The organism is Duffyella gerundensis, assembly GCF_001517405.1.
GTDB lineage: Bacteria > Pseudomonadota > Gammaproteobacteria > Enterobacterales > Enterobacteriaceae > Duffyella > Duffyella gerundensis.
The window spans coordinates 252466-273425 of record NZ_LN907827.1 but is presented as its reverse complement, the minus strand read 5'-3'; the positions used below and the strand labels follow the sequence as shown (position 1 = coordinate 273425).

Sequence of the window (20960 nt, the reverse complement as noted above, 5' to 3'; positions counted from 1 at the left end):
CGAGCATAGTCATGTCAACAAACCCAACACAACTCTCTTTGTTGCAGGAAGATATTCGCCGCCGCTATGACACGCTCAGCAAGCGATTGAAGCAGGTGGCTCGCTATATTCTTGATAACAGTAACAGTATTGCTTTTGATACCGTCGCATCGATTGCCCAACACGCCGATGTGCCGCCTTCCACGCTGATCCGTTTTGCCAATGCCTTTGGTTTCAGCGGTTTCAACGAAATGAAACAGGTTTTTCGTCAGCACCTGATGGAAGAGACGGTGAACTATACCGAACGCGCTCGCCTGTTCCGGCAGACCGCCACAGAAGATAACGCCGTATCGCCGGAAAGCCCGGCCGAAATCCTCAACGTGTTCAGCATGGTTAACTCGCAGGCGTTGCAGCAACTGGTGATGCAAACCAGCCCGGAACAGCTCGATAAAGCGGTAAGCCTGCTGGATGGTGCGGAAAATATCTATATCATCGGCCTGCGCCGCTCGTTCAGTGTCGCCTCTTACCTCACCTATGCGCTGCGCCATCTTGAACGCCGGGCTTTTCTGATCGATGGCCTGGGCGGCATGTTTGCCGAGCAGCTCAGCATGGTCAATCCCAAAGATGTGGTGATTGCTATCAGCTATTCGCCGTATGCCCGCGAAGCGGTCGAGCTGGTGGAGTTAGGCGCTAAACGCGGCGCGCAGCTGATCGCCATTACCGACAGCCAGGTCAGCCCGCTGGCAGCGTTTAGCGACGTCTGCTTTGTGGTACGCGAAGCGCAGGTTGATGGCTTCCGCTCACAGGTCGCCTCTTTGTGCCTGGCGCAGACGCTGGCGGTGTCGCTGGCGCTGACCAACGCCGCCACGTAACACCTGTTGCGCGCAATAAAAAAGGGCAGCTTTCGCCGCCCGCTTTATTCTGCTGTTATCGATTAACCATTACTTAGCTCTCGCGCGGATAGCGCTCGCTGTTAACCCAGGCGTGATCCTGCTCCCAGCTAAACTTCCACAGTCGTACCGGCCCCGCCATCACGTTTAAATAGTAATTATCGTAACCCGCAATGGTCGCTACCGGATGGTAACCGCGCGGCACCGTGACTACATCGCGATTGTAGGCAGCCATGCACTCATCCAGTGAGCGATCGTCGGTGTAGACGCGCTGCATGGCAAACCCCTGCGGCGGATCGAAGCGGTGATAGTAGGTCTCTTCCAGATAGGTTTCGTTTTCCGTCTCTTCATCATGCTTGTGGCTGGGATAGGAGCTGGTATTGCCCTCATCGGTATAGACTTCCACCACCAGCAGGCTGTCTGCCACTTCGCTGTCCGGCAGAATGTTGTGCACCAGACGCTTGTTGTTGCCTTTGCCACGCTGCTCCACGCCCACGTCCGCCGGTGCAATCAGGCGAGCGGGCAGACTGCCCTTGCCCGGCGCGCTGCATACGGCCAGCTCCAGATCGCTGTCGGCGTGCACCTCCACACTGTCGTGATGCGGCACGTAAACGGAATACGGCGGCGTGCGCTCAAACGGCGACATACGCTGGCCGAGGCCCGGAAAATCAGCCTGCTGCGTTTTCACCGAGGCGAGCCCCGCCACCAGCACCAGGCAAAGCTCTTTATCGCCGCTTTCCAGACGCAGCGTTTGCCCTTTGGTCAGCAGATAGGCTTCGAAGCCAACGTGGCCCCAGCCGGCGCTTTCCGGCGTGACCCGTTGGATACGGCCAGAATCATCCGGCTGCTGGCATTTCGAGAGTAACGACATGCTGCTCCTCCTGTTTGATATCCTGCGCGAGCCAGCCACGCTGGCCCGGCAGGCAACGAATTAGCTCAGCGTTGGCATGCTGAATTCAGACACGATCGGCTGACCGCTCGGCCAGCGCGTGGTGGCGGTTTTCATACGCGTGTAGAAGCGCACGCCGTCCGGCCCATGCACATTCAATGCGCCAAACACCGACCGTTTCCAGCCGCCAAAGCTGTGGAAGGCCATAGGCACCGGCACCGGCACGTTGACGCCGACCATGCCCGCCTGCACTTCCTGTACGAAGTCGCGTGCGGTGTGGCCGTTGCTGGTAAAGATGGCGCTGCCGTTGCCAAACTCATGGCTGTTCACCAGCTCAAGCGCGCTCTGATAATCTGGCGCACGCATGATGCTCAATACCGGTCCGAAGATCTCTTCGCGCCAGATCACCATGTCGCGCGTCACGTTATCGAACAGCGTTCCGCCAACGTAATAGCCTTCAGCGTGCCCGTCGACCTGGAAATTGCGGCCATCCACCACCAGCGTTGCGCCTTCCTGCTCGCCGGTGTCGATGTAGCCCAGCACTTTTTTCTGATGCGCCGCAGAGACAACCGGCCCCATCTCATTCTCGTCGCTGCCTTTGTGCATGCCGGGTCCGACGCGCAGCGCCTTGACCAGCGGCGTCAGGCGCGCGATCAGCGTATCGGCGGTCTCGTCACCAACGGCCACCACTACCGGCAGCGCCATGCAGCGCTCGCCCGCCGAACCAAAGGCACCGCCCATGATGGCATTTACCGTGGCGTCCAGATCGGCATCGGGCATAACGATAGCGTGATTTTTCGCCGCGCCAAACGCCTGCACACGTTTGCCGTGGGCGCTGGCCGTTTTATAAATGTGTTCAGCGACGCCTGAAGAACCGACAAAGCTCACCGCCTGCACGCGCGGATCTTTGTACAGCTGCTCAGCATCTTCATTGGAGCTGTGCACCACATTGAAAACGCCATCAGGCAGGCCCGCTTCGGTCAGCAGCTCAGCCATGCGCACCGCCACCGACGGATCCAGCGCAGGCGGCTTGAGCACAAAGGTGTTACCGCAGGTCAGCGCAATCGGGAACATCCACAACGGCACCATCGCCGGGAAGTTAAACGGCGTAATGCCCGCCACCACGCCCAGCGGCTGCATCAGCGAGTAGCTGTCCACGCCGGTACCGACGCTGGCGGAATACTCACCTTTCAGCAGGTGCGGAATACCACAGGCAAATTCCACCACTTCCATGCCGCGCGTCAGCTCACCCAGCGCATCAGACCACACTTTGCCATGCTCACTGACAATCAGCTCAGCCAGCTCATCACGGTGTTTCTCCATCAGCGCCTTGAAGTTAAACATGATGCGCGCGCGGCGCAGCGGCGAGGTTCGCGACCATTCAGGAAAGGCGTTATGCGCGACTTCAATCGCCTGCGCCACTTCCTGCGCGGTGCTTTGCGTCAATTCACGCACTACTTTGCCGCTGGCGGGATCGTAAACCGGAATGGTTTCGTTGCTGCTGCTCAGCGTGATTTTTCCGCCGATGAAGTTTCCTGTGATATTCATGCTGATGCCTCTGTAGAGTTAGGGTCCTGCTGGCCATTGCCCGAACAGGCAAATCGAATACGTTCGAAAAAACTATAATATTGAAATAAATTTTTCAATTATTAGTTAATGAAAGTTTTGTGTTTAGCGAAGAGGATCGCATTTTTACCCTGTGTTGCCCGGCATCATCCAACAAACCAGCCGTGCGTAAGCCGTCCTGCGTCACAGACGCGCTAAATATTTGCGAGAGACATCTAAAAATTTTAATTTCACATTTAACTTGAAATGAAATTTATGTTTTCAATGAGCGCTATTCTTCTCTCATTCACCTTATGCAGGAGTTCGGCTCCATGGCCATCGATCCCACCCGAATTTGTATCAACCGTAAAATTGCGCCCGCGCTCTCTATCGACGCGTTTTTTGCCCTGGTGGCAAAGCTTGGCTTGCAGCATGTTGAACTGCGTAACGACATGCCGAGCGGCAAGGTTACCGACAATCTCAGTCATGCCGAGGTCGTGGCGCTGGCGAAAAAATATGGTCTGAATATTGTGACCATCAATGCGCTTTATCCTTTTAATCAGGCCGATGATGCCCTGCTGGCAAAAGCGGAAGCCTTGCTGAAAGAAGCGCAGGCGCTGGGCGTAAGCGCGCTGGTAATGTGCCCGCTCAACGACGGTACGAAAATCAGTACCGACGAGACCGTTGCCGCCCTGCAAAAACTGGCCCCGCTGTTCGCCCGTTATGGCATTAAAGGATTGGTGGAGCCGCTGGGCTTCCCGATCAGTTCATTACGTTCGGCGGTGCAGGCGCAGGCGCTGATTAAACAGGCCGGTGCGCCGTTCGAGATTTTGCTCGATACGTTCCACCATCATCTGTATGAACATGCGGAAGAGGAATTTGAACAGGGCATTGATATCAATGGCATTGGCCTGGTGCATCTCTCTGGCGTGGAAGATGCGCGGCCGGTGGCGGAGCTGACCGATGAAGAGCGCATCATGCTCTCCGCAGCGGATCGTTTGCACAGCGTGCAGCAGGTTGCCCGCCTTGAGCGCATGGGCTATCGCGGCCTGTACGCCATGGAGCCGTTCTCCTCGGTGATGGAAAGCTGGCAGGCGGCAGATATTGAACGTGAAATCCGGCAGAGCATCGCGCTACTGCAGGCGTAACCCTTTCTCTTATCTGTGTCGATGAGATGTTGGCCTCCGCTGGAGGCCTTTTTTATGCGGCAGCCCGATTGGGCTGCTTCAGCCGCAGAATCATATAGAACGCCAGACAGACCAGTAGCGCCGTCAGCAGATAAACCACCGGCACGCCAGCCACGCTCATGATCAGCCCGGCCAGCGGCCCGGTAATGCCCAGCGACAGATCCATAAACGCCGTATAGGTTGCCAGCGCACTGCCCTGATTCTGGGTTGGCACCACTTTTACCGCCTCGACGCCAATGGCCGGGAAGACCAGCGAAAAACCGGCGCCGGTCAGCAGCGCGCCGGTTTTGGCGATCAGCGGATCCCACGCGCCCCACACCAGAAACAGCCCCAGTGCTTCAACCGCACAGCACACCATTGCCACAAACAATCCGCCACGCCGGTTGATAGCGTTGGGAAACAGCAGCCGCGTGCCGACAAAGGCGGCGCTGAACAGCGTTAGCGCAAAGGCGGCACCCTCCCAGCCTTTATCCTGATAGAACAGCGTAATAAAGGTGGCAATCACGCCAAAACCCGCCGAGGCCATCGCCAGAATCAGCCCATAGGGCAATATTTTGCCCAGCACATCGCGAAACGGAATCGGTTTGCCTTTGCTGCCTTTCACCGCCGGGCGCGGCCAGGCCAGCGCCACCGAGACCACGATAATGGCGACAATCGTTTCCGCCAGCAGCATCAGCCCGCCATAGCGATAAAGCACCACGCCCAGCGGCGCGCCAATAGCCATCGCGCCATAGGTAAAAATGCCGTTCCATGAAATCACCCGACCAATATGCAGCGAGCCCACCGCACCCACGCCCCACAGCGTTGATCCGGTGCCGGCAAAGCTCTGGCCGATGCCCAGAATCAAACGCCCCACGCACAGCAGCGTCAGGCTCAGCACGGCGTTATCGCTGGTCAACGCCGCAGCGCCATAAAACAGCCCGCTCAGCAGACAGCCGAACAGGCCGAAAATCACCACTTTTTTCGGGCCCCACAGGTCGGCATAACGGCCCGCGTGCGGGCGGCTGATCAGCGTGGAAACGTATTGCAGACTGATCACCAGCCCGGCCCAGAAGGCGCTGAACCCCATAACGTCATGCACATAGCCGGGCAACACCGCCAGCGGCAGGCCAATCGTCAGGTAGCTGGAGAAGTTGAAAATCACGGTAGAGATAATGCGCAGATTTAGCTGAATCCCGCTGATGGCCGTTTCCTTTGCAGGCTGGTCAGGCATGAAGCAAGTATCCCGTAGTAAATAGTTAGCAGACTTATTTTTAATAATACGCGTTTTTAGTTCGCTCGCATCAGGCAAACGCCCAATAATCAGCGGCCCGCATCGCGCTAACACGCGGGCCAGGGATAGCAGGTGTAAAACCCTGAAAGTGCCGCTAAAATCAGAAAGTTAGTGCCGTTCAGGGTAAACTAGCCGGATATATTACTAATCAGGAGCCTCTATGAGCTTACCGTTGCAGGAAAAGATGGGGCAGAACATCTTAATTAAACTGGCCATGCTGGTCATTGTGCTGGCCGGCATTCGTGCCGCCTCAGAAATTATCGTGCCGTTTCTGCTCGCCACTTTTCTTGCCATTGTATTGAATCCGCTGGTTACCATGCTGATGCGCCGGGGTCTGCGCCGCAGCTGGGCGATTTCGCTGGTGATTACCGCCATCATCCTGGTCATGATGGTGCTGGTCGCGGTGATCGCCAGCTCGGTCAATGAATTCAGCAGCATCTACCCACAAATTCGTACCCTGCTGGAACAGAAGCTGGTGGTGGTGCAACATCTGGCAGCCAATTTCCATATCAACATCTCTACCGAGAGAATGGCTTCCCGCCTCGATCCTAACGCCATTATGAACATGGCGACCGTGGTGCTGGCGCAGTTCTCCGGTGCCATGACCAACGTGTTGCTGCTGATTCTCACCGTGGTGTTTATGCTGTTTGAGGTGCGCCATCTGCCTTACAAACTGCGTAACGCGCTGGTTAACCCGAAGATTCGTATTGCCGGGCTACATAAGGCGTTGAAAGGTGTGACGCACTACCTGGCGCTGAAAACGGTCATCAGCCTGATTACCGGCGTGGCGGTCTGGCTGTCGTTGATGCTGCTGGACGTGAAATTTGCGCTGTTTTGGGGCGTGGTCGCCTTTATCCTGAACTTTATCCCTAACATCGGTCCGATTATCGCCGGTATTCCGCCGGTGATTCAGGCGCTGGTGCTCAACAACGTTTACGATGCCGCGCTGGTCGCCGCGCTGTTCAGCGCCATTCATATGATATTCGGCAATATTCTTGAGCCGCGCATCATGGGACGCGGGCTGGGGCTGTCGACACTGGTGGTGTTTCTGTCACTGATATTTTGGGGCTGGCTGCTTGGTCCGGTGGGCATGCTGCTCTCCGTGCCGCTGACCAGCGTCTGCAAAATCCTGATGGAAACCACACCGGGCGGCAGCCGACTGGCGATCATGCTCGGCAACGGCAGGCCCGCGCCGAAAACCTTGTTAAAGCGCAAATAGCCGATCGCATACGTGCTGAAGATGCTGCTCCATGCTCGCCCGGGCCTGGAGCGCATCACCATCAACAATCGCCTGCGCAATACGCTGATGATCCTGATTCATCTCGCGAGCAAAATCGGCGTCGGCATAGTGCTGCTCCAGTCGGATAAACCGCGCGCTGTGCCGCTTATTCCACAAATACTCCATCATATCGCGCAGCAGATCGTTGCCGCTCATCGCGCTGATCAGCAGATGAAACGCCTTATCCTGCTGTAAAAACTGCGCGTCATTGTGCTGCAATTGCAGCAAGCTTTCGGTTAACGCCAGTAGCGCCGCGCGCTGTTGCGGATTGCCGTGCCGCGCCGCCAGTTCAGCGGTCATGCCCTCAAATGCCTGCCGCGCTTTCAGCAGATCGTGCAGGCTGAACTCATCATCGCCGGAGGTAATGATATCCTGCGGCAGAGGGTTAGCGACAAACACGCCGTTGCCGGTGCGGATTTCTACCCAGCCGGTGACCTCCAGCGCGATCAGCGCCTCGCGAATCGACGAGCGGCTGACGCCCAGCTGCTTAGCCAGTTCACGTTCGGCGGGCAAGGCGCCGCCCGGCGTAAAATCACCGCGACGGATAGCGTCGATCAGCTGATTGGAGATCTGCCGATAGAGCCGTTCAACTTTCACCTGAGATAAAGACATTGTTGCTCCATGCTGCTGCATCCTGTGACGCGCTTACGATAGCCGCTTCAGAATCACTTTTCCTGAGAACCGTTACCGCGATCACAACATTGCGATCTGCTTCACGGCGGGCGACGACGTTTCTGGCATAGCATTGGTCCAGCGGCCTGACCAGAAGGCTAATTATTACACAAAGGAGCAGCAATGGAACACACATGGCGTTGGTATGGCCCAAACGATCCGGTTTCCCTTGATGATGCGCGCCAGGCAGGCGCAACCGGCATCGTGACCGCGTTACATCATATTCCTAACGGTGAGGTCTGGCCGGTTGAGGAGATCAAAGCGCGCCAGGCGCTGCTGGCGGAGAAAGGCCTGGTCTGGTCGGTGGTGGAAAGCATTCCGGTGCATGAGTCGATTAAAACCCAGCGCGGCGACTATCAGCGCTACATTGCCAACTATCAACAGTCGCTGCGCAACCTCGGTGCCTGCGGCATTGATACCGTCTGCTACAACTTTATGCCGGTGCTCGACTGGACGCGCACCGATCTGGCGTGGACGCTGCCCGATGGTGCCAAAGCGCTGCGCTTCGATGCCGTCGCCTTTGCAGCATTTGAACTGCATATTTTACAGCGCCCCGGCGCCAGTGGTGACTACAGCACCGCAGAACAGCAGGCGGCAGCGGATTACTTTGCCGCCATGAGCGATGAGGCAAAGGCCACGCTGACGCGCAATATTATTGCCGGCTTGCCCGGTGCCGAAGAGGGCTACACGCTGGAACAGTTTCTGGTGCAGCTGGCGCAGTATGACGGCATCGACAAAGCCCAGCTGCGCGAGCACATGGCGACCTTTCTGCGGGCAATTGTGCCGGTGGCTGAAGAGGCGGGCATTGTGCTGGCGGTGCATCCGGACGATCCACCGCGACCTATTCTCGGCCTGCCGCGCATTGTTTCCACCGCCGAGGATATGCAGTGGCTGAAAGAGACCGTCGACAGCGTGCACAATGGCTTTACCTTCTGCACCGGCTCGTACGGCGTGCGCGCGGATAACGACCTGGTCAGCATGGCGCAAACCTATGCTGACCGCATTCACTTCGCTCATCTGCGTGCAACCCTGCGCGAAGAAAACCCGGCGAGTTTCCATGAAGCGGCCCATCTGGCGGGCGATGTTGATATGGTTGGCGTGGTACGCGTGATTTTGGCTGAGGAGCAGCGGCGTCGGCAGCAGGGCAACCCGCGGGCCATTCCGATGCGGCCCGATCATGGCCATCAGATGCTGGACGACCTGCACAAGAAAACCAATCCTGGCTATTCCGCCATTGGTCGCCTGAAAGGCCTGGCGGAAGTGCGCGGCGTGGAAGTGGCCCTGAAGCAGCTGTTTTTCAGCGAGTAACTTGCCGGGCGGGCAGCCAACGTGCTGCCCGCCATCATCGCGTTTGCCGTTTACCCGCCGCATGAACGACACAACGATCCGCTGGCCCGGATCTGTCACCAAATTTACTTCTGCTTTATGCTACTCTGCACGCGTTTGGCGCAGCGAGAATGTCGATCACCTTCACCGCGCGTTAATCAGTAGTCAATATCTGTCGCCGCGCGCCGATAACCGATCGACGCCGTTATCGTTTCGACGGCTACCCGGCGCCAGACGCACGCAGGCCGTGCCATATCGCTGTTTATACGTTGCTGCGCCATCTTCAGGGGATTATCTTGCCGTCGTCACTTTTTCTGCAACGCCATCAGCGGTGGATGTTAATTCTCGGCGCAGGTTTAGTGCCAATCATTCTTGGTATGTTATTTACCGCAGTTGAAGCGCGCCACAGCCTGCGCAATCAACAAACGGTCACCGCCAATGCGCTGATTACCCAAACCGAAACGCTCAGCGACAGCGCCATGCAAATCACCCGCACACTGCGCGATTTCAAAGGCCAAACCTGTTTGTCACTTGAACGCCCTTTGCAGCGGCTGGCCTCGCGTTATCCCTATTTTCGTGCGCTCGGCGTATTAAATGGCGCACACGTCAGCTGCTCATCGGCCTACGGTCACGATCCGGGTGAACTTAACGTGATGATTCAGCATGCGTTGCCGCAATCCACTGGCAACTGGGGCATTTCCATCGCGGGTACCGCCGCCGTGCCTGAACGCCCGGCTATCGCCTTTGTGTGGATGAATCCCGGAGACTTCGGCGTTTACGCCATTGTTGAAGGACAATACCTGCTCGACTTTATGCGCGCGGTCAGCGAAGCGCGCCATTATCAGCTAAAAATCAGCTTCAACGGCGGCTACACCTTCGTGACCGGACAGGCTCAGCACGCACCGTTGCTGCCAATTGATCCGGTTATCTGGCACGCCGCCTCTGCGCGTTATCCTTTTGACGTTACGGTGATTACGCCCGCCAGCGAAGCGCTGCGCACCTGGCGCGATATTTTTCTGATCTTCCTGCCGATGATCGCCATTCTGTCGCTGCTGTTTATGGTCATCACCGCCAACTGGATAAAACGCCGCGTGACCTGGCGCGACAGAATTAAAAAGGCGATGCAGCGCGATGAATTTAGCGTTGCCTACCAGCCGGTTTGTCAGGTGAGCAGCGGATGCTGTAGCGGTGTGGAAGCGCTGATGCGCTGGCAGCGGCGTGACGGTGAATGGGAACGGCCCGATATTTTTATCGCCGCGGCGGAAGAGGAGAACATGATTATTCCGCTGACGCGCCATCTGCTTAGCCTGCTGGCACGCGACGTTGAAAGCTGGCCGGTGACGCCCGGTTTTCATCTGGCGCTCAACGTGGCCGCGGAGCATTTGCAGCACGCTGATTTCGTGCCGGATATTGAGCGCTTTGCCCGCCAGGTCGCGCATAAGCAGTTTCAGATCACGCTGGAGCTCACCGAGCGTAGTCTGATCAAAGAGGGTGAAGCCGTGGCGAAAAAACTCGCCTGGCTGCGGCAGTGCGGTATCAAAGTCGCTATTGACGATTTTGGCACCGGTAACTGCTCACTCTCCTATCTGCAAACCTTTGAGCTCGACTATCTCAAAATCGATCGCGGATTTATTAATCCCATTGAGTCGATTGAAGGCGAAACGCCGGTGCTGGATGCCATTATCTCGCTGAGCCACAAGCTGGCGCTGAACATTCTTGGCGAAGGCGTGGAAACAGAGATGCAGTATCGCTATTTGAGCCAGCGCGGCGTCGGCTTTATTCAGGGCTGGTATTACGCGCGCCCGATGCCCTCAGACGCGTTACGCACCTGGTTAACCACCGACGGCGCTCGTCCCCTGCAGCATCCCACGCCTTAGCGGCGTTGTCGTTTCAACGCCGCGCGCAAGGCGATGCTGACCGTATCGCCGCTGGCATCAGGCGTCATGAGCGGCACACCGTTGCGCTGCGTACGCACATTGACCCGTGCCAGCGTGGCGTTTACCTCTTCCGCCAGCTGCTGATAGTGCTGCAGCGTTTCCGGCGTCGGCAACGTTTTCTTTGTCATCGGCACGCTCGCCGTCGGCAGCGTGGCTGGCGCTGGCTTACTGGCAGCCAGTTTACGCCCCATCGGCAACGTTATGGGCAATAGCATCGGTTTCAACCAGCCAGAGATCGCACCCACGGCCTGGGTCTTAGCCTCGTCAGTTACCCGATTTTTTTCTGTGCTTTCCACCATCAACAGCCACGGGTTGTTGAACGGCAGACATTTTTTATTATTCATCTTTACCCCTTCCCCTGAAAAACGACGCGCAACAAAAATGCCGTCAACGGTGACGCGCTTCAGCTGCGCGCTGCATTGGCGGTAAAATCATTAAAAAATTTGAACTGTTGCGAGACGGAAGTGACATTTTATCCTGGCCGTCAGGCTTTAAAGGGGTGAAAAACGCACAATTTATAGGCCAAATCGCCTTGAAACGACGCAACAACAGCCATTTTGACGAAAAATGACAAAGGGAAAGCACTAACGGTATAATAAGCGTAACGCCAGAATGGTTTACCTCAGAAATTATTTTGTTTTCCGGGGGTAATTATCATGACTTTCCTGGCTATGCTTAAATTTTCTCAACGCAGCGGCCTGACACGATTCAGCTCGGTCCGCGCCGTTGAGAACTTTATCAACAATGGTAATAGAGACAGGGCAATTTTCATGAAGTTACGTAGGAAACGTGTCAAACCTATCGCGTTGGATGATGTCACCATCATCGACGATGCCAGGTTACGCAAGGCGATTACCGCCGCATCGTTGGGCAATGCGATGGAGTGGTTCGACTTTGGTGTTTACGGCTTTGTCGCCTATGCGCTGGGTAAAGTCTTTTTTCCGGGAGCCGATCCCAGCCTGCAGATGATTGCAGCACTCGGTACCTTCTCCGTGCCGTTCCTGATTCGTCCGCTTGGCGGGCTGTTCTTTGGCCGACTGGGTGACAAATATGGTCGCCAGAAAATTCTCTCCATCACCATCATCATCATGTCGATCAGTACCTTCTGTATCGGGCTGATTCCGTCCTACGCCTCGATCGGCATCTGGGCACCGATTCTGCTGCTGCTGGCCAAAATGGCCCAGGGCTTTTCCGTTGGCGGTGAATACACCGGCGCATCGATCTTCGTGGCGGAATATTCGCCGGACCGTAAGCGCGGCTTTATGGGCAGCTGGCTCGACTTCGGCTCGATTGCCGGTTTCGTGCTCGGTGCGGGCATAGTGGTGTTAATCACTGCGGTAATTGGCGAAGCGCGCTTCCTCGAATGGGGCTGGCGTCTGCCGTTCTTCCTGGCGCTGCCGCTGGGCATGATTGGACTCTACCTGCGCCATGCGCTGGAAGAGACCCCAGCCTTCCAGCAGCACGTTGATAAGCTGGAACAGGGCGACCGCGACGGCCTGCGTGAAGGGCCAAAAGTGTCGTTCAAGGAGATCGCCACCAAGCACTGGAAAAGTCTGCTTTCCTGTATTGGTCTGGTGATCGCTACCAACGTCACCTACTACATGCTGTTGACCTACATGCCGAGCTACCTCGCGCATAACCTGCACTACTCTGAGGATCATGGCGTACTGATTATCATCGCCATCATGCTCGGCATGCTGTTTGTGCAGCCGGTGATGGGCCTGTTGAGCGACCGCTTTGGCCGCCGTCCTTTTGTGATTATCGGCAGCATCTCGCTGTTAATTTTCGCTATCCCGGCCTTTATGCTGATTAACAGTAACGTGCTCGGCCTGATCTTTGCCGGTCTGCTGATCCTGGCGGTTATTCTTAACTCCTTCACCGGCGTGATGGCTTCATCGCTGCCAGCGATGTTCCCAACGCACATTCGCTACAGTGCGCTGGCCAGTGCCTTTAACATTTCGGTGTTGGTTGCCGGTCTGACGCCAACGCTGGCCGCCTGGCTGGTGGAAACGACCAACAATCTCTACATGCCTGCCTACTACCTGATGGTAGTGGCGGTAATCGGTTTAATCACCGGTATCACCATGAAAGAGACGGCGAACAAACCGTTGAAAGGAGCCACCCCGGCGGCATCGGATATCGGCGAAGCGCGTGAGATTCTGCAGGAACATCACGACAACATTGAACAGAAAATCGAAGATATCGACAGCGAGATCAAGCGTCTGGAAAGCCAGCGCAGCAACCTGATCGATCAGCATCCGCGTATCAACGAGTAATCTGCCTCTCCCCTTGCCGCTGGCAAGGGGATTTTTTTGCCTGCCGCACCGATTCTTCCCGCCTTATTCGCCGCTAAACCGCTCAAATTGTTTACTCTCTCCGCAGTCGGGGCTAAAAACCCTGGGGTAAAAGGAGTAGAATTATTGCTACTTTTTACCGACTACAGTGACTCTCCTATGTCTGAATATTCCCCTGTTTTGCGCCCAAGAAGATTGCGTAAAACCCCTTCGCTGCGCGCGATGTTCCAGGAAAGCGAGCTAAGCCTGAACGATCTCGCCCTGCCGATTTTTGTCGAAGAAGGCGTCGATGACTACAAAGCCATTGAAGCGATGCCGGGCGTGATGCGCATTCCGGAAAAGCGTCTGGCGTATGAAATTGAGCGCATCGCCAAAGCGGGCATCCGCTCGGTGATGACCTTCGGCATTTCGCACCACACCGATGCCACCGGCAGCGATGCCTGGCAGGAAAACGGCCTGGTGGCGCGCATGTCGCGTATCTGTAAAGAGACAGTGCCGGAGATGATCGTCATGTCCGACACCTGCTTCTGCGAATACACCTCCCACGGCCATTGCGGCGTGCTGTGCGGTCACGGTGTGGATAACGATGCCACGCTGATTAACCTCGGCAAGCAGGCGGTGGTCGCTGCCCATGCCGGTGCCGATTTCATCGCGCCGTCCGCAGCGATGGATGGCCAGGTGGCGGCAATTCGTCAGGCGCTGGACGCCGCCGGATTTACCGATACCGCCATCATGTCTTACTCGACCAAGTTTGCGTCATCGTTCTATGGTCCCTTCCGCGAAGCGGCAGGCACGGCGCTGAAAGGCGATCGCAAAACCTACCAGATGAACCCGATGAACCGTCGTGAAGCGATCCGTGAATCCCTGATTGACGCCGCCGAGGGCGCTGATTCGCTGATGGTAAAACCGGCGGGTGCCTATCTGGATATCCTGCGCGATATTCGTGAGCGCAGCGATCTGCCGCTGGCGGCTTATCAGGTCAGTGGCGAATACGCGATGATCAAGTTCGCCGCTCAGGCTGGCGCCATCGACGAGCGCAACGTGGTGCTTGAAAGCCTGGGAGCCATCAAGCGCGCCGGTGCCGATGTGATTTTCAGCTACTTTGCGCTGGATCTGGCTGAAAATAAGGTGCTCTAACCTCCCCTCTGTGCGCCGCTGTGCGGCGCATTTTCAGCATGTTATGCTGCTAATTCAGACCACTCGCCTTTACGCCTCACCCGTCGATCACTAAGGTAAGCGACCATAACGCTTATAAAGCTTGACGATTTTTTGCAGTACGCCAGTGAGGACACGACGTAACGCCATGAAAACGCCAGAGATTCCTGCCGACGAGGACCAGCGCCTGCGTGAAGTTCGCGCGCTCAATATGCTCGATACGCCCGCTGAAGAGCGCTTTGATCGCCTGACACGACTGGCGAAGCGGCTGTTTGACGTGCAGATTTCCTACGTCGGGCTGCTCGAAGACGATCGGCAATGGTTTAAATCTGTCGACGGCATGGCGTTTACCGGCACCGCACGCGCCGTCTCTTTTTGCGGCCATACGATTTTGCAAAATGAAGCGCTGGTGATTGAAGACGCCCATGCAGATCCGCGTTTTCACGATAATCCGTTGGTCACCGCCAACCCCCACATTCGTTTTTATGCCGGTTGCCCACTGCGCACGCCCAACGGCGCCAAAGTCGGCACTTTCTGCATTATCGATGATAAACCGCGTACTTTTAGCGCAGAAGACCGCATTTCGCTGCACGATCTCGCTTCGATGGCCGAAGCAGAGCTGCTGGCTTTTCAGACCGCCACTTCAGATGAACTAACCAAAATCACCAACCGCCGCGGCTTCAAAACGCTCTCTGAAATGCTGCTGACGGAAAGCGTGGTGCAACGCCAGTACGCCTGCCTGGCGTTTCTGGATTTGAATAAGTTCAAGCAGATCAACGATACCTTTGGCCATCAGGAAGGGGATCGGGCGCTGGTCGACTTTGCCGAGGCGCTGAAGCTAAGCTTTCGCCGCTCCGATCTGTTCGCCCGTCTGGGCGGCGATGAGTTTGTGGTGCTGCTAAGCGATACGCGACAGAGCGACGCCGAGCGTCGGGTAACGGCCTTTCGGCAACAGCTGGAAGAGGTTATTGCCCGACTGGATCGCCCTTATCAGCTGAGCTTTTCATCCGGCATCGTGGAGTTTGATCCCGCTGCGCCGCTGACGCTTGATCAGCTGCTGACCCACAGCGACGCCATCATGTATCAGAACAAAAAACGCCATCACGCCACGGGCTGATTGCTCAGTCGCCAGCCAGTTAGCTGCTGCAACTGCCGATGCGCCGCCAGCAGGTCGTCCGGCGTCACCCGATTTTCCCGCTCCACGTCGCCACGCCACGCCGCCAGCCAGCGCAATCGGACCGATTCCTCTGCGCGAGCCATCAGCGCCTGATAGTGCTCATCAAGTTGTTGCGCATTGACCTCGCCGAGCAGCGGCGTCATCGCATGCAGGAAATCTTCGATGGCCTGCCAGAGCGCGGCATATTCCCAGTTCGGTGATTGCAGCGCAAACAGGATGCCGCTTTCGCCTGCGCAGTAATGGAAGCGACAGCTGACGACATAACCTACCTGCCGCTCCACCCGCAGCTGCTGAAAAAAATGTGGCTCATAGATCTGCGCCAGGAGCTGCCAGCGTGCCGACGCGGGCACCGGACAGAACAGCAGAATGGCGCGATCGCGGCTGCTGGTTGCTACCGCGCGTGCAACGGCTGCATGGCGTGCGGGATGAACAGGATGATGCCAGCCTGGCAGCGGACTTAGCCGCCGGGCTATCGCCTGATGCAGCCACGCATCGCCGCCCACCAGCATGCCGCTCCAGCTGTCTGATACGTCTGCTGCCTGGGGTTGCAGCGCCTCAGGCAGCGCGGCCAGCAATGCCCGAATGGCGATACCGTCGTGCGCCTGACGTACGGCCAGCTCGGCGGGCGCTCGTCCCGCCTGCCAGTGCGGCTCTTGCATCGCCAGCAGCCGCGCCGATAACGCATCCAATACCGGCAGCAGCGCATCGCCCTGGCCGCGCAGACTCAGCAGCCAGACGCCCTGCTCAGGCTCAATACACAGATTGACGCCAGCATGACGCGCATCGCCTGCCAGCGTGCGTAACGCCATACGTAACGCTTCGCCGCCGCAGTTTGCCAGCCCCGTTTCCGGTGCCGGATGCAGCACCAGCGTCACTTCCTCGCCGTTCTGCGGCTGATGCGCCAGCGCAACCGGCACGCCACCGGGCGTTTCAGTTGTCGCCCTGTTTTGTGGTGCGCTGAAAAAGACAAAGTGCGCATCCGCATCCGCCATCGGCACCGCGCTCAGCGGCAGCGTGGTCAGCGACAGGGCAAAGCCCTGGCAGAGCGTGGGCGCGCCGGTGATGTTTTCACCGCTAAGCTGGCGCAGATGAGAAGCCGCCTGGCACTGGTGCAGCAGCGCCTGCCAGCGCGTGAGAAAGGCTTCATCGATGGACGCTGGCGGCACACAGTCGAGCACGCGGGCACGCAGCTGACGCAGCGGCGACAGCGCGCTGAACACCGTGCGATCCAGCGCGGCGTAATGCTGCAGGACGGCGTCAGGCTGCTGCATCAACTGCTGCACCCAACGGTAAAACAGCGATTCCACCTGCGTGGCCGCGTCATCGGTTGCGTTAAGCAGGGAGAAATCCACGACGATCAGGGTGGTCTGCGGCGTGACGATCGTCAGATCCAGCGCGATCGCCTGACAAAGCTGACGATCGCGTAGCTGCGCCAGCAGACTGCCGCTGGCCTCGTCGACGATCATCTGCCGTAACAGCGAAAAGGTGGTGGCATCGGCGTCAGCCACGATCCAGCCGAGGCGCAGCGCGCTGCTGGCGGAGCGCAACCGCTGGCTGGCGCCGCTGGCCTGCAAGCATAAAGGCGGCGTCTCTGCCTGGCCTGCCGGTAACAGCGTGCCGTAGCGCTGTGCCAGCTGACGCAGCGTCTCCAGCGAGTGCGGCCCTTGCAGCCACAGCGTCATGTTGCCAGCGACATAATAGCGCTGATGCAACTGCCGCAGCGCAGCCTGTAGCGCGGGCAGATCGTCACCAAACGTCGCCGCATTGCCAACCTGAAAGCGCTGCGCTTCGGCAGGCGCCGCAAGCATGCTGGTCAGGGCGGCAGCAGCCTGCGTGCGGCTCTCTTTCTGCAACAGCTGGCACTCGGCGTCGATGACCTGTGCCTCACGGCGGATATCGGATTGCTGCAGCAACGGATGCGCCATCATGTCAGTGAGCCGCGCCACGCCCGCTTCCAGCTGGTCGGCGGCAACTTCAAAGAAGAATGCGCTGCGGCAGGCGTGCGTACTGGCGTTAAGCTGGCCCTGCTGCCCCTGCACCCACGGCATCAGCCGTTGCTGGTGGCGAAAATGCGTGCTGTCGGCAAACAGCAGATGCTCCAGAAGATGCGCGAGGCCGGGTATCGGCTCATGGAAACTGCCACATTCCACCGATATCAACGCCGCGGCCTGCTGCGCCGCGGGCGTGGAGATCAGCTCAATGCGCAGCCCATTGGCTAGCCGCTCGCTGGCCCGCTGCACATCAGGCTCCGGCTTTGAAAATCAGGTTGGAGTTAACGCGATTGCGAAAACGCAGCTGATCAACGCGCAGGCTGCTGCAGTTAGCTTCTTCGCGCGCCTGTAAAATCTTGCCGTGATGGGCAGATTTATCGCAGACCGGATCGGCATTATCGGCATCGCCGGTAAGCATAAAGGCCTGACAGCGGCAGCCGCCGAAGTCCTGTTCTTTTTCCGGGCAGGAGCGGCAGGGCTCTGGCATCCAGTCGTAGCCGCGATAGCGATTAAAACCAAAGGATTCGTACCAGATATGCTGCAGGTCATGCTCCAGCACCGACGGAAATTTCACCGGCAGCTGACGAGCACTGTGGCAAGGCAGCGCAGTGCCGTCCGGCGTTACGCTAAGGAAGATCGCTCCCCAGCCACCCATGCAGCCTTTTGGCCGCGACTCATAATAATCGGGCGTAACGAACAGCAGATTGGTGAGATTACCGCTGGCCGCCATGCGTTCGCGATAGCGTTTTACCGTCGCTTCTGCGCGGGCGATCTGCTCAATCGAAGGCAGCAGGCCTTCCCGGTTGATGTGCGCCCAGCCATAAAACTGACAGGTTGCCAGCTCAACATCATCCGCTTCCAGCTCGATACAGAGATCGATAATCTTGTCGATCTGGTCGATGTTGTGACGATGCAGCACAAAGTTCAGCACCATCGGATAGCCCTGAGCTTTCACCGCTTTGGCCATCGCCAGCTTCTGCTGAAAGGCTTTTTTAGAGCCCGCCAGCGCGGCGTTCAGCGTCTCGTCGCTCGCCTGGAAGCTGATCTGAATATGGTCCAGCCCGGCATCGCCAAAGGTTTGCAGCTTTTTCTCGGTCAGGCCGATGCCGGAGGTGATGAGGTTGGTATAAAAACCGAGATCGCGTGCCGCGGCGATCAGTTCAGGCAGATCTTTGCGCACCAGCGGCTCGCCGCCGGAAAAACCGAGCTGGACGCTGCCCATGGCGCGCGCCTGACGAAAGACGGTGATCCACTGCTCGGTGGTCAGCTCGTTCTCCTGCTGGGCAAAATCGAGCGGGTTCGAGCAGTAGGGACACTGCAGCGGACAGCGATAAGTCAGCTCCGCCAGCAGCCACAGCGGCGGATTGACGGCGGGTTTATTCGCCGTCACGCAGGACGATCCATTTTTGTTCATAAGCACGACCAAAAAACTCAATAACGTCATTATCCACGCCGCCCGCATCGGGGAAGCGGGCATTCAGCGTGGCGACAATATCGGCCACGCTGCTTTTACCGTCCACCAACTGCAAGATAGCAGCGGCGGTCTCATTCAGCGTGGCCATCCCTTCCGGGTAAAGCATCACGTGGCTCTCCTGCGCGGCTTCCCATTGCAGGCGATAACCGCGTTTGAAAGCAGGCACCTGCTGCGTCGTAACAACCATTATAAAAACCTCTGATGATGCCAGACCGGCTGATCGGTCACGCAGTGATAAGGAGGACGATGCAGCGTGTACGCCATGGTCATGGCATCCAGCAGGCTCCACAGAATGTCGAGTTTGAACTGCAAAATTTGCAGCATGCGCTGCTGTTTTTCCACGGTGTCACAAAACTCCAGCGCCAGCGCCAGACCATGCTCCACGTCGCGGTTCGCCTGGCTCAGACGGCTGCGGAAATAGCCGTAGCCTTCCGCTTCAATCCACGGATAGTGCTGGGGCCAGCTGTCGAGGCGCGACTGGTGAATCTGCGGCGCAAAGAGTTCGGTGAGCGAGCTGCACGCCGCTTCCTGCCAGCAGGCGCGCCGGGCAAAGTTAACGTAGGCATCTACCGCGAAGCGCACGCCCGGCAGCACCAGCCGCTCAGACAGCAGCAGCTCGCGCGACAGCCCAACCGCTTCGCCCAGCCGCAGCCAGGCTTCGATCCCGCCCTCGCCGTCGCCCTGACCGTCGTGATCGAGAATGCGTTGCACCCATTTACGGCGCGTCGCGGGATCGGGGCAGTTCGCCATGATCGCCGCGTCCTTCAGCGGAATGCTGGTCTGGTAGTAAAAACGGTTCGCCACCCAGCCCTGGATCTGCTCGCGCGTCGCCTGGCCGTTATGCATGGCGATATGGTACGGATGATGAATATGGTAATAGGCGCCTTTGGCCCGCAGTGCCTGCTCAAATTCGTGCGGCGTCATCGCTTTTTCATGAGACATGATGATTGTCCTGCAGATTAATGGTCATTCCATCCCAGCTGACTTCGATGCCTTCACGCGTTAAGGCGTGACGTTCGGCAGAGTCTTCGTCAAGGATCGGGTTGGTGTTGTTAATGTGAATCAAAATTTTTCGTTCAGCGGGCAGCGTGCTCAACAGCTTCACCAGCCCCTGCTCTTCCGCCAGTGCCAGATGGCCCATATCTTTGCCGGTATTGCGACCGACGCCGGTATTGGCCAGTTCATTGTCCTGCCACAGCGTGCCGTCAATCAGCAGGCAATCTGCTTTGTGCAGCCAGCCCAGCAGCGCGTCATCAGGCTCACCGAGGCCGGGCGCATACAGCAGGCTCTTGCCGCTCTCGATGTTCTCAATAAACAGCGCAATATTGTGGCCTGGCAACGGGTTACCGCGATAAGGCGAATAGGGCGGCGCATTGCTGAGAATCGGCAGCGCGGTGAAGCGTAGCGCCGGGCAAACCGCGACGGTAAAGGGTTCAAGTGGCGCAATGGGATGGTGAGTCAGGCCACCATTCCAGTGCGACAGCATGGTAAAAATGGGAAAGCCGCTGGTGAGATCGGCATGCACTTCGGGCGTGCACCACACCTGATGCGGGCAGCCTTCACGCAGGTTAAGCAGGCCGGCACAATGGTCAATCTGGCTGTCGGTGAGAATGATCGAGCCGATAGCGGTGCCACGCAGCACATCCGGCGTTCTCATCTCCGGCGTTGCGGCGATCTGATGACTGATATCGGGTGAGGCGTTACACAGCACCCACTCTTTGCCGTTATCACTGACGGCAATCGACGACTGCGTGCGGGCGGTGCTTTTCAGGGTGCCCTGACGCAGGCCCTGACAGTTGTGGCAGTTACAGTTCCACTGCGGGAAGCCACCGCCAGCGGCAGATCCTAAAACTTTTATCAGCATGGGTAGACCGGAAAAAGAGGGGGAGAAA

General features: G+C 57.7%; 18 protein-coding genes. 8 read left to right on the top strand and 10 right to left on the bottom strand.

The annotated features are described in order from the left end of the window. Window positions 1–11: 11 nt before the first annotated feature. Window positions 12–851, top strand: coding sequence for a MurR/RpiR family transcriptional regulator (locus EM595_RS01225; RefSeq protein ID WP_067427069.1), 840 nt, complete (start codon window positions 12–14; stop codon window positions 849–851). Window positions 852–924: 73 nt separating this feature from the next. Here EM595_RS01225 and iolB read toward each other — a convergent pair whose 3' ends face one another. Together iolB and EM595_RS01215 are read right to left on the bottom strand one after the other, a co-directional pair. After that, the gene (gene iolB, locus EM595_RS01220; RefSeq protein WP_067427066.1) at window positions 925–1740 is read right to left on the bottom strand and encodes a 5-deoxy-glucuronate isomerase; all 816 of its coding nucleotides are present in this window, start codon (window positions 1738–1740) and stop codon (window positions 925–927) included. Between the two features lie 60 nt (window positions 1741–1800). Next, window positions 1801–3306 carry a CoA-acylating methylmalonate-semialdehyde dehydrogenase gene (locus tag EM595_RS01215; protein ID WP_067427063.1) on the bottom strand — a complete coding sequence of 502 codons (1506 nt, stop codon included), beginning with the start codon at window positions 3304–3306 and terminating at the stop codon, window positions 1801–1803. Between the two features lie 329 nt (window positions 3307–3635). On the opposite strand from EM595_RS01215, the gene EM595_RS01210 reads away from it, so the two are divergent. Then, on the top strand, window positions 3636–4451 hold the full coding sequence (locus EM595_RS01210; protein WP_067427060.1) for a TIM barrel protein: 816 nt from the start codon (window positions 3636–3638) through the stop codon (window positions 4449–4451). Window positions 4452–4503: 52 nt separating this feature from the next. Here the strand turns inward: EM595_RS01210 and EM595_RS01205 are convergent, their stop codons facing one another. Further along, a complete protein-coding gene (locus tag EM595_RS01205; RefSeq protein ID WP_067427057.1) occupies window positions 4504–5703 on the bottom strand; it encodes an MFS transporter in 1200 nt (399 codons plus the stop codon). 220 nt (window positions 5704–5923) lie between these two features. Between EM595_RS01205 and EM595_RS01200 the strand changes: the two genes are divergently transcribed. After that, window positions 5924–6982 carry an AI-2E family transporter gene (locus tag EM595_RS01200; protein WP_067427054.1) on the top strand — a complete coding sequence of 353 codons (1059 nt, stop codon included), beginning with the start codon at window positions 5924–5926 and terminating at the stop codon, window positions 6980–6982. Here the strand turns inward: EM595_RS01200 and EM595_RS01195 are convergent. Continuing rightward, window positions 6968–7654, bottom strand: a complete 687-nt coding sequence (locus EM595_RS01195; protein ID WP_067427051.1) for a FadR/GntR family transcriptional regulator — start codon at window positions 7652–7654, stop codon at window positions 6968–6970. The two genes, EM595_RS01200 and EM595_RS01195, sit on opposite strands and share 15 nt — an antisense overlap. Before the next feature lie 183 nt (window positions 7655–7837). Between EM595_RS01195 and uxuA the strand changes: the two genes are divergently transcribed. Together uxuA and EM595_RS01185 are read left to right on the top strand one after the other, a co-directional pair. Then, window positions 7838–9022 (top strand): mannonate dehydratase, encoded by a 1185-nt coding sequence (gene uxuA / locus EM595_RS01190; protein WP_067427048.1) that lies wholly within the window; start codon window positions 7838–7840, stop codon window positions 9020–9022. 353 nt (window positions 9023–9375) lie between these two features. Continuing rightward, window positions 9376–10917, top strand: a complete 1542-nt coding sequence (locus EM595_RS01185) for an EAL domain-containing protein (RefSeq protein ID WP_067427045.1) — start codon at window positions 9376–9378, stop codon at window positions 10915–10917. On the opposite strand, the gene EM595_RS01180 is transcribed toward EM595_RS01185, so the two are convergent. Further along, the gene (locus tag EM595_RS01180) at window positions 10914–11321 is read right to left on the bottom strand and encodes a hypothetical protein (RefSeq protein ID WP_067427042.1); all 408 of its coding nucleotides are present in this window, start codon (window positions 11319–11321) and stop codon (window positions 10914–10916) included. The genes EM595_RS01185 and EM595_RS01180 overlap by 4 nt on opposite strands. A gap of 426 nt (window positions 11322–11747) precedes the next feature. Between EM595_RS01180 and proP the strand changes: the two genes are divergently transcribed. From proP to EM595_RS01165, 3 genes are all read left to right on the top strand, one after another. Continuing rightward, window positions 11748–13253 carry a glycine betaine/L-proline transporter ProP gene (gene proP / locus EM595_RS01175; protein WP_067427039.1) on the top strand — a complete coding sequence of 502 codons (1506 nt, stop codon included), beginning with the start codon at window positions 11748–11750 and terminating at the stop codon, window positions 13251–13253. 177 nt (window positions 13254–13430) lie between these two features. Beyond that, complete coding sequence (gene hemB / locus EM595_RS01170; RefSeq protein WP_067435049.1) at window positions 13431–14408, top strand: porphobilinogen synthase; 978 nt, start codon at window positions 13431–13433, stop codon at window positions 14406–14408. 166 nt (window positions 14409–14574) lie between these two features. After that, window positions 14575–15543: a GGDEF domain-containing protein gene (locus EM595_RS01165; RefSeq protein ID WP_067427036.1), complete on the top strand. Its 969-nt coding sequence runs from the start codon at window positions 14575–14577 to the stop codon at window positions 15541–15543. Here EM595_RS01165 and pqqF read toward each other — a convergent pair. Genes pqqF through pqqB form a run of 5 tightly spaced genes read right to left on the bottom strand, consistent with a single transcriptional unit; the run spans window position 15528 to window position 20932 of the window. Further along, on the bottom strand, window positions 15528–17843 hold the full coding sequence (gene pqqF / locus EM595_RS01160) for a pyrroloquinoline quinone biosynthesis protein PqqF (RefSeq protein WP_067427033.1): 2316 nt from the start codon (window positions 17841–17843) through the stop codon (window positions 15528–15530). The genes EM595_RS01165 and pqqF overlap by 16 nt on opposite strands. A 1-nt stretch (window position 17844) precedes the next feature. Next, window positions 17845–19008, bottom strand: coding sequence for a pyrroloquinoline quinone biosynthesis protein PqqE (pqqE, locus tag EM595_RS01155; protein WP_067427030.1), 1164 nt, complete (start codon window positions 19006–19008; stop codon window positions 17845–17847). Next, entirely contained in the window at window positions 18971–19255 is a 285-nt protein-coding gene (gene pqqD, locus EM595_RS01150) for a pyrroloquinoline quinone biosynthesis peptide chaperone PqqD (protein WP_067427025.1), read from the bottom strand. The genes pqqE and pqqD overlap by 38 nt, the downstream gene beginning before the upstream one ends. Next, on the bottom strand, window positions 19255–20010 hold the full coding sequence (pqqC, locus tag EM595_RS01145) for a pyrroloquinoline-quinone synthase PqqC (protein WP_067427022.1): 756 nt from the start codon (window positions 20008–20010) through the stop codon (window positions 19255–19257). The genes pqqD and pqqC overlap by 1 nt, the downstream gene beginning before the upstream one ends. Further along, complete coding sequence (pqqB, locus tag EM595_RS01140; protein ID WP_067427021.1) at window positions 20000–20932, bottom strand: pyrroloquinoline quinone biosynthesis protein PqqB; 933 nt, start codon at window positions 20930–20932, stop codon at window positions 20000–20002. Before pqqB ends, pqqC begins: the two co-directional genes overlap by 11 nt. Window positions 20933–20960: the final 28 nt, after the last annotated feature.